This window comes from Actinomadura violacea, assembly GCF_017573465.1.
Taxonomy (GTDB): domain Bacteria; phylum Actinomycetota; class Actinomycetes; order Streptosporangiales; family Streptosporangiaceae; genus Spirillospora; species Spirillospora violacea.
On record NZ_JAGEPF010000011.1, the window covers coordinates 34,821 to 53,441 of the forward strand.

The following is an 18,621-nucleotide window of genomic DNA, read 5'->3' on the forward strand; positions in this document are numbered from 1 at the left end:
TGAGGGCGGCGGCTACTGGTCCGGGTTCGAGCGGATCAGCTCGCCGTCGCCCGTCCGGCCCTCGTGGGCCTGGCCGTTGCGCGCGGGCGAGACGTGCGGCGGGGCATCGGCCCTGATCTCCTCGCGCAGCGTCTCGACGGCCGAGCGCAGCACGTCCGGGCCCGCCACGTTCATCAGCAGCAGCCCCAGGTTGAGGGCCATCTGCCCGTCGGTCATCTCGCTGCCGGCGAGCGCGTCCACCGCGGTGCGCAGGTCCGCCTGGTCGTCGGCGGGGACGTTCTGCAGCAGGGCCAGGCAGTAGGTCGGCAGCGCCAGCTTCGACTTGGCGAACGACACCCCGCGCATGATCTCCCCCGCCTCCTGCGCGCGGGTCTTGGCCTGCATCCGGTCGACGCCCCGGTCCGCGGCGGCCAGCAGCGAGGTCAGCAGCGTGCTCGGCCCGACCGCGACGTCCTCGTCGCCGACCCGGACGGTGAACACCGCGCTGCGGAACACCATCATCGAGCCTAGGCTCGCGACCAGCACCTGCGTCGCATCGGCCACGTCCGGCGAGCGCACCCCGAACCGCCAGCCGAAGGTGTGCAGGAGCAGCAGCGACCCGGCGCCCGCTCCCCCGTTGATCAGCACGTACGCCCAGGTGCTCGGCACCCGGACGAGCGTCGTGGGGCGGTCCCGGTACCGGCTGACCAGCTCGGCGACGCCGACCAGGCAGCTCAGCGCGACCGCGACGAGGTATCCGGCCATGCGGGTCAGATCACCGCCCGGTCAGCCGGACGACCTCGTCGATCTCCCGCTCGATCGAGACCAGCCCCCGGTCGCGCAGCCGCTCCACCGCGTCGGCCACCTCGCGCAGCCCGAGCCCGGTCGCGTGCCGGATCTCCGCCAGCGACAGCGGCCCGTCCGCGGACCGCAGCCGGTCGAGCACCCGGCCGTAGGCGTCGTCGCCGCCCGCCTCGGCCGTCTCGGCCGTCTCGCCGCGCGGCCGCGGCGCTCCCGGGGCGTCCGGCGCGGCCGGCGCGCTCGGCGCCCCCGCTCCGCCGGCGCGGCCCGGAGGGGCCAGGAACGCGCTCCACGGGTCCGCGGACCGGATCTGCCTCATCTTCACCTGCCCTGTCGCATGCCGATCATAGGCGGCGCCGGAGCCGGCGCGGCGGAACCGCCGCAGCAGTCCCCACGGCGTGCGCCGCCGCGGGGCGCGCCCGCCCGTCCCATCCATGCCCCAACGTCAGCACTTGGACGCGCCGCGGTCGGCTACCGCTCCCGCCATTGTCGCCTTCCTGGCCGGAACGCGCCACGCCCGCGGCCGGATCGCGCGGCGGCACGGCGGCTCCGTCCCCGTCAGCCGATCCGCACCCGCGGGTCGATGACGGCGTACAGGAGGTCGACGACCAGGTTGAACACCACGACCGACATCGCGGTGAGCAGGGTGACGCCGAGGACCATGGGCAGGTCGCCGCTCTGGATCGAGGTGATCGCGAGCTCGCCGAGGCCGGGGATGCTGAAGGTGTTCTCGGTCAGCACCGCGCCGCCGAGCAGCAGCCCGAGGTCGAGGCCGAAGACGGTCACGATCGGTGTCATGCAGGCCCGCAGCGCGTGCTTGGTCACGACGACCGCCTCCGGCAGCCCCTTGACGCGGGCGGTGCGGATGAAGTCCTCGTTCATCGTCTCGAGCATGCCCGCCCTGGTCAGCCGCGCGTACATGGCCGCGTAGAGGAACGCGAGCGTCACCCACGGCAGCACCAGCGCCCGGAACCACATCCCCGGGTCGGCGGTGAGGGGCCGGTAGCTGCCGCCGCCGGGCAGGATCCGCCAGGTGTAGGAGAACAGCGCGAGCGAGACCAGGCCGGTGAAGTAGATCGGCAGCGACACCCCGCTCAGCGCGATGATCATGGTGGTGCGGTCCCACAGCGATCCCTTGCGCAGCGCCGACACGACGCCGGTCCCGACGCCGGTCGCGAGCCAGATCACCGCGGCGCCCGCCGCCAGCGACGCGGTCGCGGGCGCCCGGTCGACCAGCGTCCCGAGCACCGGCCGGCTGCTGCGGAACGAGTAGCCGAGGCACGGCGCCGGGCAGTGGTCGGTGACCGGGCCCGCGTCGTAGTCCCGGCCGACGGCGATCGCCTTCAGGTAGTGCCAGTACTGCACCAGGACCGGCTGGTCGAGGCCGAGCCGCTGCTTGGTCGCCTCGATCGCCTGGACGGTCGAGGCCCGTCCCGCGTAGGACGCGGCGATCTGGTCGGTGGTCTGCCCCGCGAGCTTGGGCAGCCAGAAGAACGTGCCGAACGTCACCAGGGTGACCAGCAGCAGCATGACCGCGGCGCTCAGGAAGCGCCGCGTGATGTAGGCGAGCACAGCCGTTCACCCCGTCCGCCCGCCGGACTTGAAGCGTTCCCTCACCCGCACGCTAACGGGGCGAGCGCGCGGGCGGCATGGTCGGATGTCCCCAAGATTCCGCCGCGGCGTTGGCCGGAAATGTCGAGACGGGTGCTCAACGCGACGGGCCCGCCCCCCGGAAGGGAACGGGCCCAGGCGGACGGCGGCGGCCGTCAGACGTCGGTGATGCGCAGGCCCGCGTGGGCCTTGTAGCGGCGGTTCATCGAGATGAGGTTCGCGGTGAACGCCTCGACCTGCCCGGCGTTGTGCAGCCGTCCGCCGTAGACGCCGCGCATGCCGGGGATGCGGCCCGCGAGCGCCTGCACCAGGTCGGTCGCCTCCCGGTCGTTGCCGAGGACGAGGACGTCCAGCTCCATCTCCGCCACCTCGGGGTCCAGCAGCAGCTTGGCGGACACGTGGTGGAACGCGGCGACGACGCGGCTGCCGGTCAGCACGGACGCGGCCTGCTCGGCGGCGCTGCCCTCCTCCACCGGCAGCGCGAACGCGCCCTTGCCCTTCTCGAAGCCCAGCGGGTTCACGCAGTCCACGACGATCTTGCCGGCGAGCTCCTCGCGCAGCGACTCCAGCAGCGCCTTGTGCCCGTCCCACGGCACCGCGACGACCACCACGTCCGCGCCGCTCGCGGCGGCCGCGTTCTCCGCGCCCGAGACGGGCAGGTCCGCGCCGAGGTCGTCGGCGGCCTGCTGCGCCCGCTTCGCCTTGCGCGACCCGATGACCACCCGGTGGCCGGCCAGCGCGAACCGGCGCGCCAGGCCCTTGCCCTGGTCCCCGGTGCCGCCGAGGATGCCGATCGTGAGGCCGCCGACGTCGGGGAGGTCGTAGGGCGTCTTCTGCTGCTGCTCAGTCATGCCGCCGAGTCTGCCAGGCGCGCTCCGGGCCGCCTCCCCTCGCCCTCCCCCGTCCTCCCGGGTCGCGCGAAAGCGGCGTGCCGCCCGCGTCCCGTGCGGCACCATGGACCGGTGGACGCCGAGCAGATCGTGATGTTGCGCGAGGTGCTGTCCGCCACCGGCTGGCTGGAGCGCACCCGGGACTTCGGGCGCGCCCTGCGGGTCACCTCCCGCACCCCCGGCGGGCTGCTGCTGGTCGGCACGCCCGGCGGCGACCCCTGGCACCTGGCCGCCCACCTGGACGACGAGTCGCGGCTCGGCGACGCGCCGGGCCTCGCGCCGACCCTGGTGCGCTGGTCGCCGCCGCAGGACGCGCCGCCGCACCTGAGCATCGGGCTGTCCCGGCTGGAGGAGGCGCGCCGCGGCGAGACGCTGTTCGTCGTCGCCGAGGACGAGGCGCCCGTCCCGCTGCTGGAGCGGGTCGACGACGCGCGCCGCGTCGGCGCCACGGTCCTCGCGCTGGACGGCGGCGACCGCGAGCTGGAGGGGCTGGCGCACGAGGCGCTGACCGTCCCGGCCGGCGAGGCGCTGCTGTCGTTCGACGGCGCGCAGCACCTGGTGAGCGCCGCGGCGGGCGAGGAGCCCGCGCGCGGCGCCCGCGGCCTGCGGCACCGCCTCGCGCGGCTGCTCGAGGCGGTGACCGGGCCGACCGTCGACTAGCGCCCGGCTAGTCCTCGCCCTCGCCCTTGCGCCACGCCTCGTTGCGCTCGCGCGCCAGCGCCAGCGCGCCGGCCGCGGCGCTCTCGGTCGGGTACGGGCCCATCCGATCCTTGTTCGGGCACCCGGACCCGTGCTCGACCTTCATGTGCTTCAGGCAGAACCACCAGTCACCCTCGTCACCGGCCATCGGCGCTCCTTCCGATCACGCGTCGCGCGGGATTCGTTGCCGCGATCCCGCTGACTACACTCCATCACTATGACGACCCAGCTTCTCCGGCCCGGCAACATCTCTCCCATGCGCAAGGTCCCGGCGCAGATCCCGCGCCCGGAGTACGTGGGGAAGAAGCGGCCGAAGACCGGCGAGCCGGACGTCAAGACACCCGAGATCATCGAGCGGATGCGGGTCGCCGGCAAGATCGCGGCGCAGGCGCTGGAGGAGGTCGGCAAGCACGTCCGGCCCGGGGTCACCACCGACGAGCTGGACGGCATCGGCCACGAGTTCATGCTCGACCACGGCGCCTACCCGTCCACCCTCGGCTACCGCGGGTTCCCCAAGTCGCTGTGCACCTCGATCAACGAGGTGATCTGCCACGGCATCCCCGACGACACCGTGCTGCGCGACGGCGACATCATCAACGTCGACATCACCGCGTTCATCGACGGCGTGCACGGCGACACCGACGCGACGTTCCTGTGCGGCGAGGTGGACGAGGAGTCGCGGCTGCTGGTGGAGCGCACCCACGAGGCGACGATGCGCGGCATCCGCGCGGTCAAGCCGGGGCGCGCGCTGAACGTGATCGGGCGGGTCATCGAGTCCTACGCCAAGCGGTTCGGGTACGGGGTCGTCCGCGACTTCACCGGGCACGGGATCGGCACCACGTTCCACTCGGGCCTGGTCGTCCCGCACTACGACGACCCGAACGCCACGACGATCATCGAGCCGGGCATGACGTTCACCATCGAGCCGATGCTGACCCTCGGCAGCTTCGACTACGACATCTGGGACGACGGCTGGACGGTCGTCACCAAGGACCGCAAGCGGACGGCGCAGTTCGAGCACACGCTGCTGGTGACCGGGGACGGCCACGAGATCCTCACCCTCCCGTGACCCCTTCATCGCCCTAGCGTCCCGTTCAGCCAGCGACCCGGCCGGGAGAATCCGCCTGTGAACGAGCCAGCGCCGTACGAGCCGAGGGTTCCGTCCGACAGCATGCCGCCGGGGCGGGCCGCGCTGAGCGTGACGTGGGCGGCGCTGCCGTTCCTGACGCTGGGGTACGCGACGCCGTTCACGTTCGCGGCGGCGGCGCTGTGGCGGCGCAGCGCGCATCTGCTGGTGTCGTCGGCGGTCTACATCGGCGTGTTCTCGCTGATGCTGTACCTGCTGCCGGACATCGGCAAGCAGGACGGCGCGCAGCAGGCGGTGGGCGTGCTGCTGTTCCTGCTGGCGGTGGTGGGGTGCGGGCACGCGTTCCTGATCCGGCGCCGCGTGTTCGACCCGCACGGGCTGGCGGGCATCGACAACGAGGCCGTCGTGGAGCGGGTGCGGCGGCAGCGGCTGCTGCGGGTGAAGGCGCGGGAGCTGGCGGCGAGCGACCCGGGCCTGGCCAAGGAGCTGCGGATCGGCCGTCCGGACCTGCCGCGCCAGTACAAGGACGGCGGCCTGATCGACGTGAACCACGCGCCGGTGGAGGCGCTGGCGCTGCTGCCCGGCATCACCGCGGAGCTGGCGGCGCGGATCGAGCGGGTGCGGGCGGAGACCGGCGGGTTCGTGTCCGCCGAGGAGATGTCGGCGGTGGCGGGCCTGCCGCCGCAGCTGACCGGCGACGTCGCCGACTACGCCGTCTTCATCCGCTGAGCCGCCTGCCCGGTCCGGCCGTCTTCATCCGCTGATCGCGGGTATGTGGCGGGCGTGACGGAGAAGAAGGGCAAGAAGGACGCGCGCAGGGGCGGCGACCGGCTCGCCGAGTACCGCGGGAAGCGCGACCCCCACCGGACCCCAGAGCCCGTCCCCGAGGAGAAGGCGCTGCCGCACGGCGACGACGACACGTTCGTCGTCCAGGAGCACCACGCCTCCAGCCTGCACTGGGACCTGCGTTTCGAGCGGGACGGCGTGCTGGTGTCCTGGGCGGTGCCGAAGGGGCTGCCGTGGAGCCCGAAGACGAACCATCTGGCCGTCCACACCGAGGACCATCCGCTGGAGTACGCGACGTTCGAGGGCGACATCCCGCAGGACGAGTACGGCGGCGGCACGGTGACGATCTGGGACCGCGGGACGTACGAGACGGAGAAGTGGTCCGAGCGCGAGGTGAAGGTCGTCGTGCACGGCTCGCGGGTGTCGGGCCGGTACGTGCTGTTCAGGACGCGCGGCAAGAACTGGATGATCCACCGGATGGACCCGCCGGCCGACCCGGACGCCGAGCCGCTGCCGGAGACGCTGCGGCCGATGCGCCCGGTCCGCGGGGCGCGGATGCCGCGGAACCAGGACGCGTGGGGCTTCGAGTTCGCGTGGGGCGGCCGGCGGCTGCTGGCGTACGTGGAGGGCGGCCGGACGCGGTTCACCGACGGCCGGGGCCGCGAGGCCGGCGGCCCCGCCGGGCTCGGCTCGCGGCTCGGCGGTCAGCTCGGCGCCCGTCCGGCGGTGCTGGACGGGGAGCTGGCCGTGCTGGACGGCCGCGAGACCTACATGGTGTTCGACGTGCCGCATCTGGACGGCCGGCCGCTGCTGGACGTCCCGTACCGGGAGCGCCGCGCCCTGCTGGACGGGCTGGAGCTGTCGGGGCCGTCCTGGCAGACGGCGCCGTGGTATCCGGCCGACGGCGACGCGGTGCGGGAGACCGCCGCCGGGCAGGGGCTGCCGGGCGTGGTCGCCAAGCGGCTGGACTCCCCGTACGAGCCGGGCGAGGAGTCCAGTGCCTGGCGGCTGATCCCGGTCAGTACGCGACGGTGATGCGGCGGCCGATCGCGTCGCCGTTCTCCAGCTCGTCGACGAGCGCGGCGGCGTAGTCCTCGGCGCTGATGCGGCTGTCGCCGTCGGCGTCGCGGAGCAGCCGGTCGCCGCCGAGGCGGAAGACGCCGGTGCGCTCGCCGGGCTCGATGACCTGCGCGGGCGAGATGTAGGTCCAGTCGAGGCCGCCGGCCTCGGCGCGGACGACGTCGAGCAGCGCCGCCTGCGCGAGGGACTCCGCCTTGTACATGTCCGGGAAGCCGGGCTCGTCCACGTGCCGGAGGCCGGGCGCGGCCTCCAGGCTGCCGGCGCCGCCGACCACGACGAGGCGCCGCACGCCCGCCTTGCGCGTCCCCTCCATGACGCCGCGCCCGGCGGCGAGCAGCGGGCCCTCCGGCTCGGAGCCGTCGCGGGGCGGCGAGACGGCCATCACCACCGCGTCGTGGCCCTTCGCCAGCGCGGCGACGGCGTCGGCGTCGTGCGCCTCCGCCTTCGCGGTGCCCTCGCCGCCGCTGCGGGTCACGCCGGTGACCTCGTGGCCGCGGCGGCGCGCCTCGTCGGCGACCCGCCGGCCGATCATTCCGGTCGCGCCTATCAGCAGGATCCTCATGTCGTCGTCCTCCGTGTCAGTGCAGCAGGCGATGCTGTCCGTTCGGTGTCGGGTCCCTTACCCACCCGTGCCTGGCAACGGGGAACCGGGGCGCCGCATTCCGCATCAAAGGGACGTGGCATCCGCTTCGGCGCGCCGCCGCTGAAAACGATCAGTAGCGGGCTAGAGTCCCGCCCTGAACCGGGCGGCGGACGGTGTGCGGAAAGCGGGGGAACTGCCCATGATGGGGAAGACGCACGCGCTGAGCGGCGCGCTGGCGTGGCTGGCCGCGGTGCCGGTGCTCGGCCAGGAGAGGCTGCTCGGGGACTTCGCGGTGTCGCTGTCGCCCGAGCAGGTCGCGGCGGGCGCGGTGGTGTGCGCGGGCGCGGCGATCCTGCCCGACATCGACCACCACAACGGGCGCATCGCCAACACCTACGGGCCCATCACCCACCACATGTGCAAGTGGATCGGGAAGATCTCGGGCGGGCACCGGCACGCCACCCACTCGATCCTGTTCGCGGTCGGCATCGGCTGGGCGATGGACACCCTGGCCACCCACTACGTGTACGCGTGGTGGGCCTGCCTGTTCATGATCGTCGGGCTCGGGCTGCGCGGCGTCGGCCTCGACTTCGAGGGCCGCGAGCCGCAGTCCGCGCTGGCCGACTGCGCGCTGGCGCTGATCGCCGTCTGGCTGATGCACAAGATCGACATGAGCTTCGTCGGGTTCGCGGTCACCCTCGGCTGCCTCGCGCACGTGGCCGGGGACTGCCTGACACCGCGCGGCTGCCCGGTGTTCTGGCCGCTGCCCTGGCGGATCGAGGTACCGGTGGTGCCGCGGACGAACGGCAAGGTCGAGCACTGGGTCGTCGGGCCGGTGCTGATGCTCGGCATCGCCATCCTGGCGATCCGGTCGGCGCTCGGCGACGTCGCCACCAACTGGCTCACCAAGGGCTGACCGACGGCCGGCCGGGCCCGGGGTGGCCGGGCCATCAGCGCAGGTCGGCGAAGTCCTCGCAGGCCAACTGGACCCGGGCGCGCCCCGGCCGGCCGGCGGAGGTCTCGAGCAGCACGCCCTTCACGACCCCGGGGATGGCCTCCGCGGTGCACGCGACCTGGGCGAGCGCGAGGCGCGGCCAGTGCGAGCCGCGCGCCGGTCTCAGCCCCTCCGGGCCGGCGTCGTCCACCCACACGGTGATCATGCCGGGCGGCTGGTCCTGCGTCACCCTGATCTGCTGCGGCCGGACGGAATTGGACAGGCCCGCGAGCCGCTCCTGCGCGGTGACCGGCACGCCGAGCTGCTCGAGCGCGAGGTAGGGGCGGCCGGGCAGCCCGGGGCGGACGGTGGGGAACAGGGCGCCGTCCTTCACCAGGTAGATCTTGATGGTCGCGGCCCTGCCGCCGGCGACCGGCAAGCTGCCCGCGCTGAGCACCCCCGTCGGCCGCACGCCGCAGCCCGCCGACGCCGCGGCCCCCGCGACGGCCGCCGCCGCCGCGAGCGCCCGGACACTCCGCGTCCACCGCGTCCTCATGCGCGCTCCCCGTCCCCGTCCTCGTCCTCGCCGCCGTCATCACCGTCGCCGATATCGCCGCCGTCCGAGCGGGCGGGCAGCCACAGCGTGAACACCGCTCCCCCGTCCGGCCCGTTGGCGGCCTCCAGCGTCCCGTCGTGCAGGACGGCGTTCTCCTTCGCGATCGACAGCCCGAGCCCGCTGCCCTCGCTGCGGGACCGGGCCGCCTCCGCCTTCACGAACCGGTCGAAGACCACGCCGAGCAGATCGTCCGGTATCCCGGGACCGCCGTCGGTGACGGTGACCACCACGCCCGGTTCGCCGCGCGCCTCCGCGCCGAAGCGCAGCACCACCGGCGGGGCGCCGTGCTTGAGCGCGTTGCCGGCCAGGTTCGCCACGATCACGTCGAGGCGGCGCGGGTCCGCCCGGACGAACAGGTCGCCCGGCCCCTGCACCGCCACCCGGTCCGTCCAGCCGCGCGCCGACAGCGTGCCGGCGACCGCCTCCGCCAGCTTCACGTCGTCCAGGACGAGCGCGGCGGCGCCCGCGTCGAACCGGCTGATCTCGATCAGGTGCTCGACCAGCAGGCCGAGCCTGCGGGTCTCCTCCGCCACCAGCCGCGCCGCGCCCCCGTCGCCGTCGGCCTCCTCCGCCAGCACGCCGGTCATCGCGATCATCGAGGTCAGCGGCGTGCGCAGCTCGTGCGAGACGTCCGCGACGAACCGGCGGGACGCCGCCTCCATCGCGCGCAGCTCCGCCACCGTCCGCTCGAGCGCGGCGGCGGAGTGGTTGTAGGTGCGGGCGAGGTCGGCGAGCTCGTCGTGGCCGCGCACCCGGACCCGCGTCGCCAGCTGGCCGGCGCCGAGGGCGCGGGCGGCCGCGCCGAGCCGCCGCACCGGGCGCAGCACCCCGCGGGTCGCGAGCAGCGCGAGCAGCAGCGCCGCCAGCAGCGCGGCCGCGTCGGCGATGACGAGCGCCCGGGTGAACGCGCGCAGGTCGGCCGCCTCGCGGCCGAGGTCCACCGAGACGAACACCATCGGCGGCGTGGTCCGCCGCGGCTCGTCCGACGTCGTGGTGTAGCCGGTGACCCGGGCGCCGACCAGCAGGTAGGGGTGGCCCTCCAGCTCGGGACGGGACTTGACCACGATCCGCTGGAACACCATCTCGCGCATCGCCCGCCGCGCGAACTCGGCGCTGACGGGCACGTCCAGGCCGACCTTCGGCGGCGTCGGCGCGCTTCCGTCGAGCGGCACGGGCACCGCGACCGCCGAACGGCCCGGACCGGACAGCGCGTGCTCCAGCTGGGAGGCGAGGAGGGGCTCGGTGTCGGGCGGCATCTGCTGCGGGATCTGCTGGGCCAGCGTGTCGCGGACCTGGGTCAGCACCGAGTCCTGCGTGCGCTGCAGCATCACCCGCCGCAGCAGGACGTACGAGAGGCCGGACGCGAGCACCGAGGCCAGCAGCGCCACCCCCGTGAAAGCGGCGACGAGCCGGACCCGCAGCCCGGTGAACCGGCGCGGCCACGTCACGGCGCGACGAACCGGTAGCCGAAACCGCGCACGGTCTCGATCAGCCGCGGCTCGGCCGGCTCGTCCTCGATCTTGGCGCGGACCCGCTGCACGCAGGCGTCGACGAGCCGCGAGTCGCCCGGGTAGGTGTGCTCCCACACCTCCGCCAGCAGATGCTGGCGGGTCAGCGCCTGGCCGGGCCGCCGGGCCAGCTCCAGCAGCAGCCGCAGCTCGGTCGGGGTGAGCCGGACGTCGGTCCCGGCCCTGGTCACCTTCAGCGACCCCCGGTCGATGACGAGGTCGCCGTAGGCGGCGATGTCGGCGCGGGTCTCGGCGCGGCGCAGCACCGCGCGGATCCGCGCGTCCAGCACCCGCGGCTCGACGGGCTTGACGACGTAGTCGTCGGCGCCCGCCTCCAGGCCGAGGACGACGTCCAGGTCGTCGCCGCGGGCGGTCAGCAGGATCACCGGGAGCGGGTCGCCGCGGCGGATCCGCCGGCACACCTCGATGCCGTCGATGCCGGGCAGCATCACGTCCAGGATCGCGATCTCCGGGCGGCGCGCGCGGAGCGCCTCGAGCCCGTCCTCCCCGGTGGAGCGGGAGGTCACGCTGTGCCCCTGGCGGGTGAGCGCCAGCTCGAGCGCGGTGCGCGCGGACGGATCGTCCTCGACGAAGAGAATGCTCGCCACCCGGACATTATTGGGGCCTACCGGCCGAAGATCACCCTCATGTCACAGGATCCGGACATTCCATCGACAAGATCATGACGTTCGGGCCGGACGGTGGGGCCCATGACGCTCCAGATCGTTCCGGCCCGGCGGCCCGCCCCGGCGGCTCCCCCGCGCGCCCGGTTCCGCCGCGCGCTGCCGTGGCTGCTGGTCGCCGGCTTCGCCGCCCAGGTCTGCGTCCGGCTGTGGTTCGCCCGCGCCCGGACCGGCCCGGTCGCCAATCCCGACGAGACGGGCTACCTGCTCGCCGCGCGCCTGCTGACCGGCGGGCCCGGCGGCGACCTGTCCGGGCACACCTTCTACCAGGGCGGCTACCCGCTGCTGCTCGCCCCCGCGTACTGGTTCTCGCACGACCCGATGACGGTCTACACGACCGCCCTGGCGATCAACGCGGTGGTCGGCGCGGCGCTGTTCCCGCTCGGGTACGTCGCCGCGCGCCGCTTCGGGCTGCCGCGGCGCACCGCGCTGCCGCTCGCCTGGGGCGCCGCGCTGCTGCCCGCCACGTCGTTCTTCGGCGAGTACGTCCTCACCGACGCCGTCCTGCCCACGATCCTCCTGACCTGGCTGTGCCTGCTGCACAGCCCCTGGCGCCAGGCGCTGAGTGACCTGCCTTCGGACGCGAGCGCGGCGGACAGGTCGTGGCGGGGCAGGGTCGCGGCGCTTCGGCGGGCCGTGGGGGTCCGGGACGCGGGGGCGGCGAGCGCGGTCGCGGCCGTCGCGGCGGCCGTGCACAGCCGCGGCAACGTCGTGCTGGCCGTCCATGTCGTGACGCTGGTGGCGCTCACGGTCGCCGGGGTCGTCCGCAAGCGCGGTGCGGTGATCGCGTCGGGGGCCGCGGGTCTCGCGGTGACCGCAGGCGGATTCGCGGCGGCCGCGGCGCTCAACGGGCACGTCCGAGCCGCGCTGTATCCGGCCGGCGCCCGCGACCTCGCGGGAATGATCGAAGAGCGGCTCACGACGGGCGCGGGGCAGGGATGGGCGCTGTCAGGGGCGGCCGGGCAGCTCTGGTGCCTGCCCGTCTGCACGTGGGGGCTGGGCGGCGTCGGGCTGGTCGCCGTCGCCGCCGTGCTGGTGCGCCGCCGCTCGGCTCCGGCGGACCGCGTCATGGCGGGCGTGCTGCTCGCGGTGACGTTCGGGATCGCGTACGCCTCGTCCGCCGCGCTCGCCGACGAGCACCGCGTGGGCAACTACGCGTACGCGCGGTACCTGTCCTGCGTCGCGCTGGTGTACACGCTGGCGGGTGCGGCGGCGCTGCTGCGGGCCGGGTTGCGCCGCGCGCTGATGCTCGTCGCGGCCGCCGCCGCGGTCACCGGCGCGACGGGGCTTTGGGTGCACCTGTACGCGGGCGGACGGCTGCGCACCTACACGTTCATCGGGTTCGACTTCCCCGAGACGTCGTTCCTGACGGGCGACCGCGGCGCGCTGCACCTGACGGCCGCGTCCCTCGCCGCGCTCGGGCTGCTGGCCGGATTCCTCGTGCTGAGCCGGGTCCCCAGGGCGGGGACGGCCGCGGCGGTGTGCGGCCTCGCGGCGACGAACCTGGCCGCGCTCGTCTTCCTGTTCGGGACGCATCCGGACCGGGCCCGGCCCGCGGCGCCGCTGCCGGGCGCGCAGGCCGGCGGCGTCGTCGCGGACACCTCGGTCGGCTGGCAGGTCCGGGCCATGCTCGCCCACCCGGTGTGGTGGACGCGCATCGGCCGCATCGACCTCCGCCGCGAGACGCCCGCGCCCGGCGTCTGCACGGTCGTGGTGCAGACGCGGGGCGGCGGGTCCCCGGACGCGTCGTGGCGCGCGCACCCGGCGGGCTGGGTGCCGCACGCGACCACGTCGTGGTCGTCGGTCCACTGGGTCGCCTGGCACGACCCGTCCTGCGATCAGTAGCGGGTGACCAGGGCGATGCGGTCATGATCGACGAGGAAGCCGTCGGAGACGAACGTCACCTCGCCGCCGTACTCCAGCGCCGTCTCGATGACGTCGTCCACCACGTCGTCGACGACGTCGGCGCCCTTGAGGACGCCCGGCATGCCGTCGACCGGGACGAGCTCGCCGTCGGTGCGGACGGCGGGCGCGTAGTAGCCGCGCTCGACGACCAGGTGCTCGCCGCGGCCCTCCTCGACCAGCCGGGCGACCTCGGGGAGCCCGCCGGCGTAGCGCTGGATGCTGCGCGCCGCCTCCAGCTCGGCGAGGACGCCGACCTCGCGCAGGTCCTCGTAGGCATGGAGGGCGGGGCGGGCCGCCTCGATGAGGGTGCTCGGCGCGGCGCCCTCGTAGCTGCCGTCGACGCGCCCGGCGACGTGCACGTGGGAGCCGGCGGCCTCGTCGAAGAAGGCCTGGTGGCGGGTGACGCCGGCGACGATGACGGGCCGGCGGTCGCGGGCGAGGACGTGCTCGAGCGCGGCGACGACGTCGCGGGCGGCGCGGCGGTGCGGTTCGTCCTCGCTGTCGCGGGCGCTGCGCCGCGCCATCCGGCCCGCGTCGATCTCGTCGGCGGGTTCGGGGACGATGGGGAACCCGTCGCGGGCGTGCTCGGTCAGCTCCTCGCCCTGCCCTCCCCAGAGCCGGGTGCCCTGGTCCGACAGCGACAGCAGCCAGTAGCGGGGCGAGCGGGTGTAGGCGGCGACGAGGTCGCGGGTGGCGAACCCGGTGTCGACGACGACCCGCTCGTCCACCGGCTGGCTGATGGCGAACGCGTGGTGCTCGCCGTCGGGCGCCGCGAACAGCACCAGGCCGTCGGAGGCGTGCCGCAGGTCGATCTCGGCGGCGGCCCGCTCCAGGGCGTGCACGACGTGGTCGGCGGTGCCGCCGGTCACCCGGACGTCCTCGTGCAGCCGGCGGCGCGCCTCGGCGAGCAGGTTGCGGAGCCGGATCGGGTCCTGGCGGTTGCCGGGCGCGGCCCGGTGGGTCGGCATCAGCACCGAGACGGCCGGGTAGGGCCGGGGTTTGCGCAGTTCGGACAGGGTCGAGGCGTCCATGATCCCCCGATCGTCGCCTTTTGTATCTCTTGTCTCTTTTGTAGCTACTCGCAGGTAAACGAGGCGTAAGCGGCGATCAAGGATCCGGCGCCGGCCGGTCAGGGGCGTGCGCGCAGGCCGTCCAGCACCACGCGGGTGACGGGGTCGCCCGCGCGGGCGCCGGGACGGCAGACGGCCATGCTGACGATCTCGATCACCTCCGCCGGGCCGATGTCGCGCCGGACCGAGCCCTCACCCTGCGCGTCCGCGGCGACCTCCTCCAGCAGGGCGTCGACCTCCGCCTGGAGCGCCAGCCGCTCCGGCGGCGCCGGCCCGTCCCCGGCGAGGGACTTGATCAGCGCGAACGGCTCGCCGGCGCAGTGCTCCACGGCCAGCGCCAGGACGTCCCAGCGCGGCACGTCCCGCTCCCGGACCTCCGCGATGCGGTCGCGGAACCGGGCCAGCGCGGACACGGCGATCTCCTCGACGAGGGCCCGCCGGTCCGGGAAGTGCCGGTACAGCGTGCCCACGCCGAGGCCGGCGTCGCGGGCGATGTCGTCCATGCCGACCGCGCATCCCCGCGCGGCGAACAGGTCCAGCGCGGACGCGACGATGCGCTCGCGGTTGCGGCGGGCGTCGGCTCGCACCCGTCCCCTCCTCGGTTCAAGCGGAACTTCGGATTCAGGTTACTCTGTTCCCGCAAGCGGAAGCGGAACATCAGGTTCATGTTAGGAGCGGTCCATGCGCATCGGAATGTTCGCCCTCGCCGCGGGCGCACCGCTGGACGACGTCGTCGCCCAGGCCCGGCGGGCACGCGACGCCGGGCTCGACAGCGTCTTCTTCGGCCACGTCCCGTCCTGGGACGCCCTCATGGTCGCGGCGCTCGCCGGCCGGGAGGCGCCCGGGCTGGAGGTCGGCACCGCGATCGTCCCGACCTGGCCGCGGCACCCCCTCGCCCTGGCCGGCCAGGCCCTCACCGCGCAGGCGACGGCCGGCGGGCGCTTCACGCTCGGGATCGGGCCGAGCCACCCGCCGGTCATCGAAGGCGGGCACGGCATCGCCTACGAGCGGCCCGCGCGGCACGTCCGCGAGTACCTGTCGGCGCTGCGGCCGCTGCTGCGCGGCGAGGACGTCGAGTACCGCGGCGAGACGCTGACCGCGGTGGGCACGGTGGACGCGCCCGGCGCCACCCCGCCGCCGGTGATCGTCTCCGCGCTCGGCCCGGCGATGCTCCGGGTCGCCGGCGAGCTCGCCGACGGGACCGTGACGACCTGGACCGGCGCCGACGCGATCGCCGGCCACATCGTGCCGTCGATCACCCGGGCCGCCGAGGCCGCGGGGCGCCCCGCGCCGCGCGTGCTGGCCGGCGTCGTCGTCGCGCTCACCACCGACCCGGACGGCGCCCGCGCGGAGATGGCCGAGCAGTACGCCGCCGCGTCGGCGTTCCCCGGCTACCGGGCGATCCTCGACCGGCAGGGGCTGTCCGGCGTGCACGAGACGGTCGTCGCGGGCGACGAGGCGGCGGTGGCGCGGGAGCTGCGCCGCTTCGCCGACGCCGGGGCGACCGACCTGCTGATCAGCCCGCGCGGCGACACGGCGCGGGTGCTGGAGTTCGCCGCGTCGCTGCGCTGACCGCCCCCGTCACAGCGCGGCGCGCAGCTCCCTCTTGAGGACCTTGCCGGCCGCGGACACCGGGATCTCGTCGACGAACCGCACCTCGCGGAGCCTCTTGTAGTGCACGACCGCGGCGTTGACGTGCTCCAGCAGCTCGTCCGCGGTCACCTCGCCGGAGCGGACGACGAACGCGGTCGGCAGCTCCCCCGCCTTCGGGTCGGGCCGCCCGACCACGGCCGCGCCCGCGACGGCGGGGTGAGCGAGCAGCTTCTCCTCCAGCTCGCGCGGGTACACGTTGTAGCCGTTGTAGAGCAGCATGTCCTTCTTGCGGTCGACGATGGACAGGTAGCCGTCCTCGTCGAGCACGCCGACGTCGCCGGTGCGCAGCCAGCCGTCCGCGCTCAGCACCGCGGCCGTCTCCTCCGGGCGGTTCAGGTACCCGGTCATCACCTGCGGGCCGTGCACGCACACCTCGCCCTCCGCGCCGGGCGGCAGCGCCGGGGTCGACTCGTCCACGGACGCGGCGTCCGCCTCGACGATCTTCAGCCGGACGTCCGGGACCGCGACCCCGACCGTGCCCGTCCTGCGCACGCCCGACCGCTGCGTCGGGTTCGCCGTCGCGCCCATCGTCACCTCGCTGAGCCCGTACGCCTCGACGACCACCGCGTCCGGGAACGCGGCGCGGAGCCGGGCGATCATCTCGTGCGACAGCGGCGCCGCGCCCGACCGGACGCCCCGCACCGACGACAGGTCGCGCCCGGCGAACGACGGGTCGGCCAGCAGCGCGGCGAACATCGCGGGCGCGCCGCCGAGCGCGGTGGCGCCGAACCTCTCCATGTCGGCCAGGAACGCGGGGACGTCGAGGCGCGGATGGCTCACGATCGTCGTCCCGGTCATGAGCTGGGAGTTGAGGTAGCCGACCGTGCCCATCGCGTGGAACCAGGGCGCGACGCTGACGATGACGCCCTCACCGAGCGGCGTCGGGTACTCGCCGTCCGGGGCGACCGGCCTGATCGTCAGCCCGCCGTGGCCGTCGGGCTCCGGCACCGACCCGGTCCCCGAGCAGGCGAACTGGAGGGTGTTCACCACGACGTTGCGGTGCGGGAGCATGACGCCCTTCGACCGGCCGGTCGTCCCGCCGGTGTAGGCGATGTGCGCCAGGTCGCGGCGGACGTCGATCTCGACCTCGGGGAACTCCTCCGGACGTCCCGCGCCGACCTCCTCGAACGCGATCCCGCACTCCGCGAACGCGCCGTCGCACAGCCCGGACACGTCCGCCGGGCCGCCTCCGGAGCCCGCGACGACCACCGTGCGGACCTTCGTCCGGCCGAGGGCCTGCGCGACGGGCCCGGCGAGCAGGTCGAGGGTGACGACGGCGGCCGCGCCGCAGTCGGAGAGCTGGAATGCCAGCTCGTCCGGTGGGAGCAGCGGGTTGCACGGGGAGAACGTCGCGCCCGCCAGCAGCGTCCCGTAGTAGGCGATCGCGAACTGCGGGACGTTCGGCAGGTGCAGCGCGACGACGTCGCCGCGGCCGACTCCCCGCGCGATCAGGCCGTGCGCGAACCGCGCCGACGCGCGCGCCAGGTCGGTGAACGACAGGTCGCGCCCGGCATGGTGCAGGGCCGTCCGGTCGCCCCAGCGCCGCGCGGCGCCGGCGAGGATCGCACCGACGGGGAGATCCGGGTAGCCGAGCGAGTGCGGCACACCGGCGAACCAGTGCCCCGTGGTTGCTGGACCCGTGGCTGGAGCCGTGCTCGCGGAACCGGTGATCTCGGAAGACGTCGCGCCCATCGCCGTCCCTTTCCAGAGGCTCGTTCTAGAATCTCGTTCGCCACTCTAGGAGACGGACGGGACGCCCCGGTCCGGCGGGTCAGCGCAGCCGCTCGACCACCGGGCCGAAGTCGTCCATGAACGGCCCGTGCACCGTCACGTAGGAGAAGCCGAACCGCTCGCGCCGCTCCCGCAGCTGCTCGGCGATCTGCTCGTGCGTGCCGATCAGCGCGAACGGCGTGTCCAGCACCTCCTCGACGGTCATGTGCGGGGCGCGCGCCGCCCGGAGCCGCTCGGCCGCGGCCCGCCGGTCCGCGGTGACCTCGACGATCTGGACGAGCACGTTCCACTCGATCGCGTCCGCCCGGTCCCCGGCGTGCGCGCGGGCGAACCCGACCCGCTCGGCCGCCTGCCCGGCGGTCCCCAGCCGGAACGTCCCCGGCGGCTTCCCCTTGATCTGGTACAGCCCGGCGATGCCGACGATGTCGGCGTGCTCGGCGGCGGCCCGCAGCACCGTGTCGCCGGTCCCGCCGACCAGCAGCGGCGGGCCCGAGCCGCCGAACCCGGACCGCTGCACCGGCGCGAGGTCGGCGAGCCCGTAGTGCTCGGCGACCGGCCTGCGCTCGGCGTAGTCCGGCCCGCCGAACAGCCGCCCGAGCTCCTCGACCAGCGCGGTCATCCGCTCGACGCGGGCGGCGAACGGCTCCCACCCGATCCCCGCCGCGTCGAACTCCCACTTCATGTGCCCCGCGCCGACGCCGATCTCGACCCGTCCGCCGGTGAGCCGGTCGGCGGTGGCGATCTCGCGGGCCAGCAGGTGCGCGTTCCAGAACCCGGCGTTCAGCACCAGCGTGCCGACCCGCAGCCGCTCGGTCGCGTCCGCCGCCGCGACCATCGTCGGGAACGGCGCGGGCGACCCCAGATGGTCGGGGACCTGCGCCACGTCGTAGCCGTACCGCTCGCCCCGCCGGCAGCGCTCGACGAAGTCCCCGGGGGAGGCGATGTCGAAGAAGTTGAATCCGAACCGGAAGTCCCTCATGCGAAGGATCATGCCCGCCGCGAACG

20 protein-coding genes are annotated in these 18,621 nt (G+C 74.6%); 7 read left to right on the top strand and 13 right to left on the bottom strand.

The annotated features are described in order from the left end of the window. Positions 1-12 precede the first annotated feature (12 nt). The 4 genes from J4709_RS18335 to npdG form a co-directional block, all read right to left on the bottom strand. On the bottom strand, positions 13-744 hold the full coding sequence (locus J4709_RS18335; RefSeq protein ID WP_232383704.1) for a hypothetical protein: 732 nt from the start codon (positions 742-744) through the stop codon (positions 13-15). A gap of 10 nt (positions 745-754) precedes the next feature. Continuing rightward, positions 755-1,099, bottom strand: a complete 345-nt coding sequence (locus J4709_RS18340; RefSeq protein WP_208242315.1) for a hypothetical protein — start codon at positions 1,097-1,099, stop codon at positions 755-757. Between the two features lie 239 nt (positions 1,100-1,338). Next, positions 1,339-2,352: an ABC transporter permease gene (locus tag J4709_RS18345; RefSeq protein WP_208242317.1), complete on the bottom strand. Its 1,014-nt coding sequence runs from the start codon at positions 2,350-2,352 to the stop codon at positions 1,339-1,341. Between the two features lie 194 nt (positions 2,353-2,546). Then, a complete protein-coding gene (npdG, locus tag J4709_RS18350) occupies positions 2,547-3,242 on the bottom strand; it encodes an NADPH-dependent F420 reductase (protein ID WP_208242319.1) in 696 nt (231 codons plus the stop codon). 132 nt (positions 3,243-3,374) lie between these two features. Here npdG and J4709_RS18355 point away from each other — a divergent pair, with 132 nt between their 5' ends. After that, the gene (locus J4709_RS18355) at positions 3,375-3,941 is read left to right on the top strand and encodes a hypothetical protein (RefSeq protein WP_232383726.1); all 567 of its coding nucleotides are present in this window, start codon (positions 3,375-3,377) and stop codon (positions 3,939-3,941) included. A gap of 7 nt (positions 3,942-3,948) precedes the next feature. On the opposite strand, the gene J4709_RS18360 is transcribed toward J4709_RS18355, so the two are convergent. After that, positions 3,949-4,128 (bottom strand): hypothetical protein, encoded by a 180-nt coding sequence (locus J4709_RS18360; RefSeq protein ID WP_173099844.1) that lies wholly within the window; start codon positions 4,126-4,128, stop codon positions 3,949-3,951. Between the two features lie 69 nt (positions 4,129-4,197). Here J4709_RS18360 and map point away from each other — a divergent pair, with 69 nt between their 5' ends. Genes map through J4709_RS55625 form a run of 3 tightly spaced genes read left to right on the top strand, consistent with a single transcriptional unit; the run spans position 4,198 to position 6,888 of the window. After that, positions 4,198-5,049 (top strand): type I methionyl aminopeptidase, encoded by an 852-nt coding sequence (gene map, locus J4709_RS18365; protein ID WP_208242323.1) that lies wholly within the window; start codon positions 4,198-4,200, stop codon positions 5,047-5,049. A gap of 57 nt (positions 5,050-5,106) precedes the next feature. Then, entirely contained in the window at positions 5,107-5,796 is a 690-nt protein-coding gene (locus J4709_RS18370) for a ComEA family DNA-binding protein (RefSeq protein WP_307801342.1), read from the top strand. Between the two features lie 54 nt (positions 5,797-5,850). Continuing rightward, the gene (locus tag J4709_RS55625) at positions 5,851-6,888 is read left to right on the top strand and encodes a DNA polymerase ligase N-terminal domain-containing protein (protein WP_208242325.1); all 1,038 of its coding nucleotides are present in this window, start codon (positions 5,851-5,853) and stop codon (positions 6,886-6,888) included. Here the strand turns inward: J4709_RS55625 and J4709_RS18380 are convergent. Then, complete coding sequence (locus J4709_RS18380; RefSeq protein WP_208242327.1) at positions 6,872-7,495, bottom strand: NAD(P)-dependent oxidoreductase; 624 nt, start codon at positions 7,493-7,495, stop codon at positions 6,872-6,874. The two genes, J4709_RS55625 and J4709_RS18380, sit on opposite strands and share 17 nt — an antisense overlap. Before the next feature lie 220 nt (positions 7,496-7,715). Between J4709_RS18380 and J4709_RS18385 the strand changes: the two genes are divergently transcribed. Beyond that, a complete protein-coding gene (locus tag J4709_RS18385; protein WP_208242329.1) occupies positions 7,716-8,432 on the top strand; it encodes a metal-dependent hydrolase in 717 nt (238 codons plus the stop codon). A 34-nt stretch (positions 8,433-8,466) separates the two neighbouring features. On the opposite strand, the gene J4709_RS18390 is transcribed toward J4709_RS18385, so the two are convergent. Genes J4709_RS18390 through J4709_RS18400 form a run of 3 tightly spaced genes read right to left on the bottom strand, consistent with a single transcriptional unit; the run spans position 8,467 to position 11,182 of the window. Further along, the gene (locus tag J4709_RS18390) at positions 8,467-9,006 is read right to left on the bottom strand and encodes a hypothetical protein (RefSeq protein ID WP_208242331.1); all 540 of its coding nucleotides are present in this window, start codon (positions 9,004-9,006) and stop codon (positions 8,467-8,469) included. After that, positions 9,003-10,514 carry a sensor histidine kinase gene (locus J4709_RS18395; protein WP_208242333.1) on the bottom strand — a complete coding sequence of 504 codons (1,512 nt, stop codon included), beginning with the start codon at positions 10,512-10,514 and terminating at the stop codon, positions 9,003-9,005. Before J4709_RS18395 ends, J4709_RS18390 begins: the two co-directional genes overlap by 4 nt. Next, positions 10,511-11,182: a response regulator gene (locus J4709_RS18400; RefSeq protein ID WP_208242334.1), complete on the bottom strand. Its 672-nt coding sequence runs from the start codon at positions 11,180-11,182 to the stop codon at positions 10,511-10,513. Before J4709_RS18400 ends, J4709_RS18395 begins: the two co-directional genes overlap by 4 nt. A 102-nt stretch (positions 11,183-11,284) precedes the next feature. Here J4709_RS18400 and J4709_RS18405 point away from each other — a divergent pair, with 102 nt between their 5' ends. After that, positions 11,285-13,102 (top strand): hypothetical protein, encoded by a 1,818-nt coding sequence (locus J4709_RS18405; RefSeq protein WP_208242336.1) that lies wholly within the window; start codon positions 11,285-11,287, stop codon positions 13,100-13,102. On the opposite strand, the gene J4709_RS18410 is transcribed toward J4709_RS18405, so the two are convergent. Together J4709_RS18410 and J4709_RS18415 are read right to left on the bottom strand one after the other, a co-directional pair. Continuing rightward, positions 13,096-14,193, bottom strand: a complete 1,098-nt coding sequence (locus tag J4709_RS18410; protein WP_208242338.1) for a baeRF3 domain-containing protein — start codon at positions 14,191-14,193, stop codon at positions 13,096-13,098. The two genes, J4709_RS18405 and J4709_RS18410, sit on opposite strands and share 7 nt — an antisense overlap. Before the next feature lie 98 nt (positions 14,194-14,291). Further along, positions 14,292-14,819, bottom strand: coding sequence for a TetR/AcrR family transcriptional regulator (locus tag J4709_RS18415; protein ID WP_208242340.1), 528 nt, complete (start codon positions 14,817-14,819; stop codon positions 14,292-14,294). A 94-nt stretch (positions 14,820-14,913) separates the two neighbouring features. Here J4709_RS18415 and J4709_RS18420 point away from each other — a divergent pair, with 94 nt between their 5' ends. Further along, positions 14,914-15,804 carry a TIGR03564 family F420-dependent LLM class oxidoreductase gene (locus tag J4709_RS18420; protein ID WP_208242342.1) on the top strand — a complete coding sequence of 297 codons (891 nt, stop codon included), beginning with the start codon at positions 14,914-14,916 and terminating at the stop codon, positions 15,802-15,804. A 9-nt stretch (positions 15,805-15,813) separates the two neighbouring features. Here J4709_RS18420 and J4709_RS18425 read toward each other — a convergent pair whose 3' ends face one another. Next, complete coding sequence (locus J4709_RS18425; RefSeq protein WP_208242344.1) at positions 15,814-17,577, bottom strand: class I adenylate-forming enzyme family protein; 1,764 nt, start codon at positions 17,575-17,577, stop codon at positions 15,814-15,816. Between the two features lie 79 nt (positions 17,578-17,656). After that, positions 17,657-18,595 (bottom strand): TIGR03621 family F420-dependent LLM class oxidoreductase, encoded by a 939-nt coding sequence (locus J4709_RS18430; protein ID WP_208242346.1) that lies wholly within the window; start codon positions 18,593-18,595, stop codon positions 17,657-17,659. Positions 18,596-18,621: the final 26 nt, after the last annotated feature.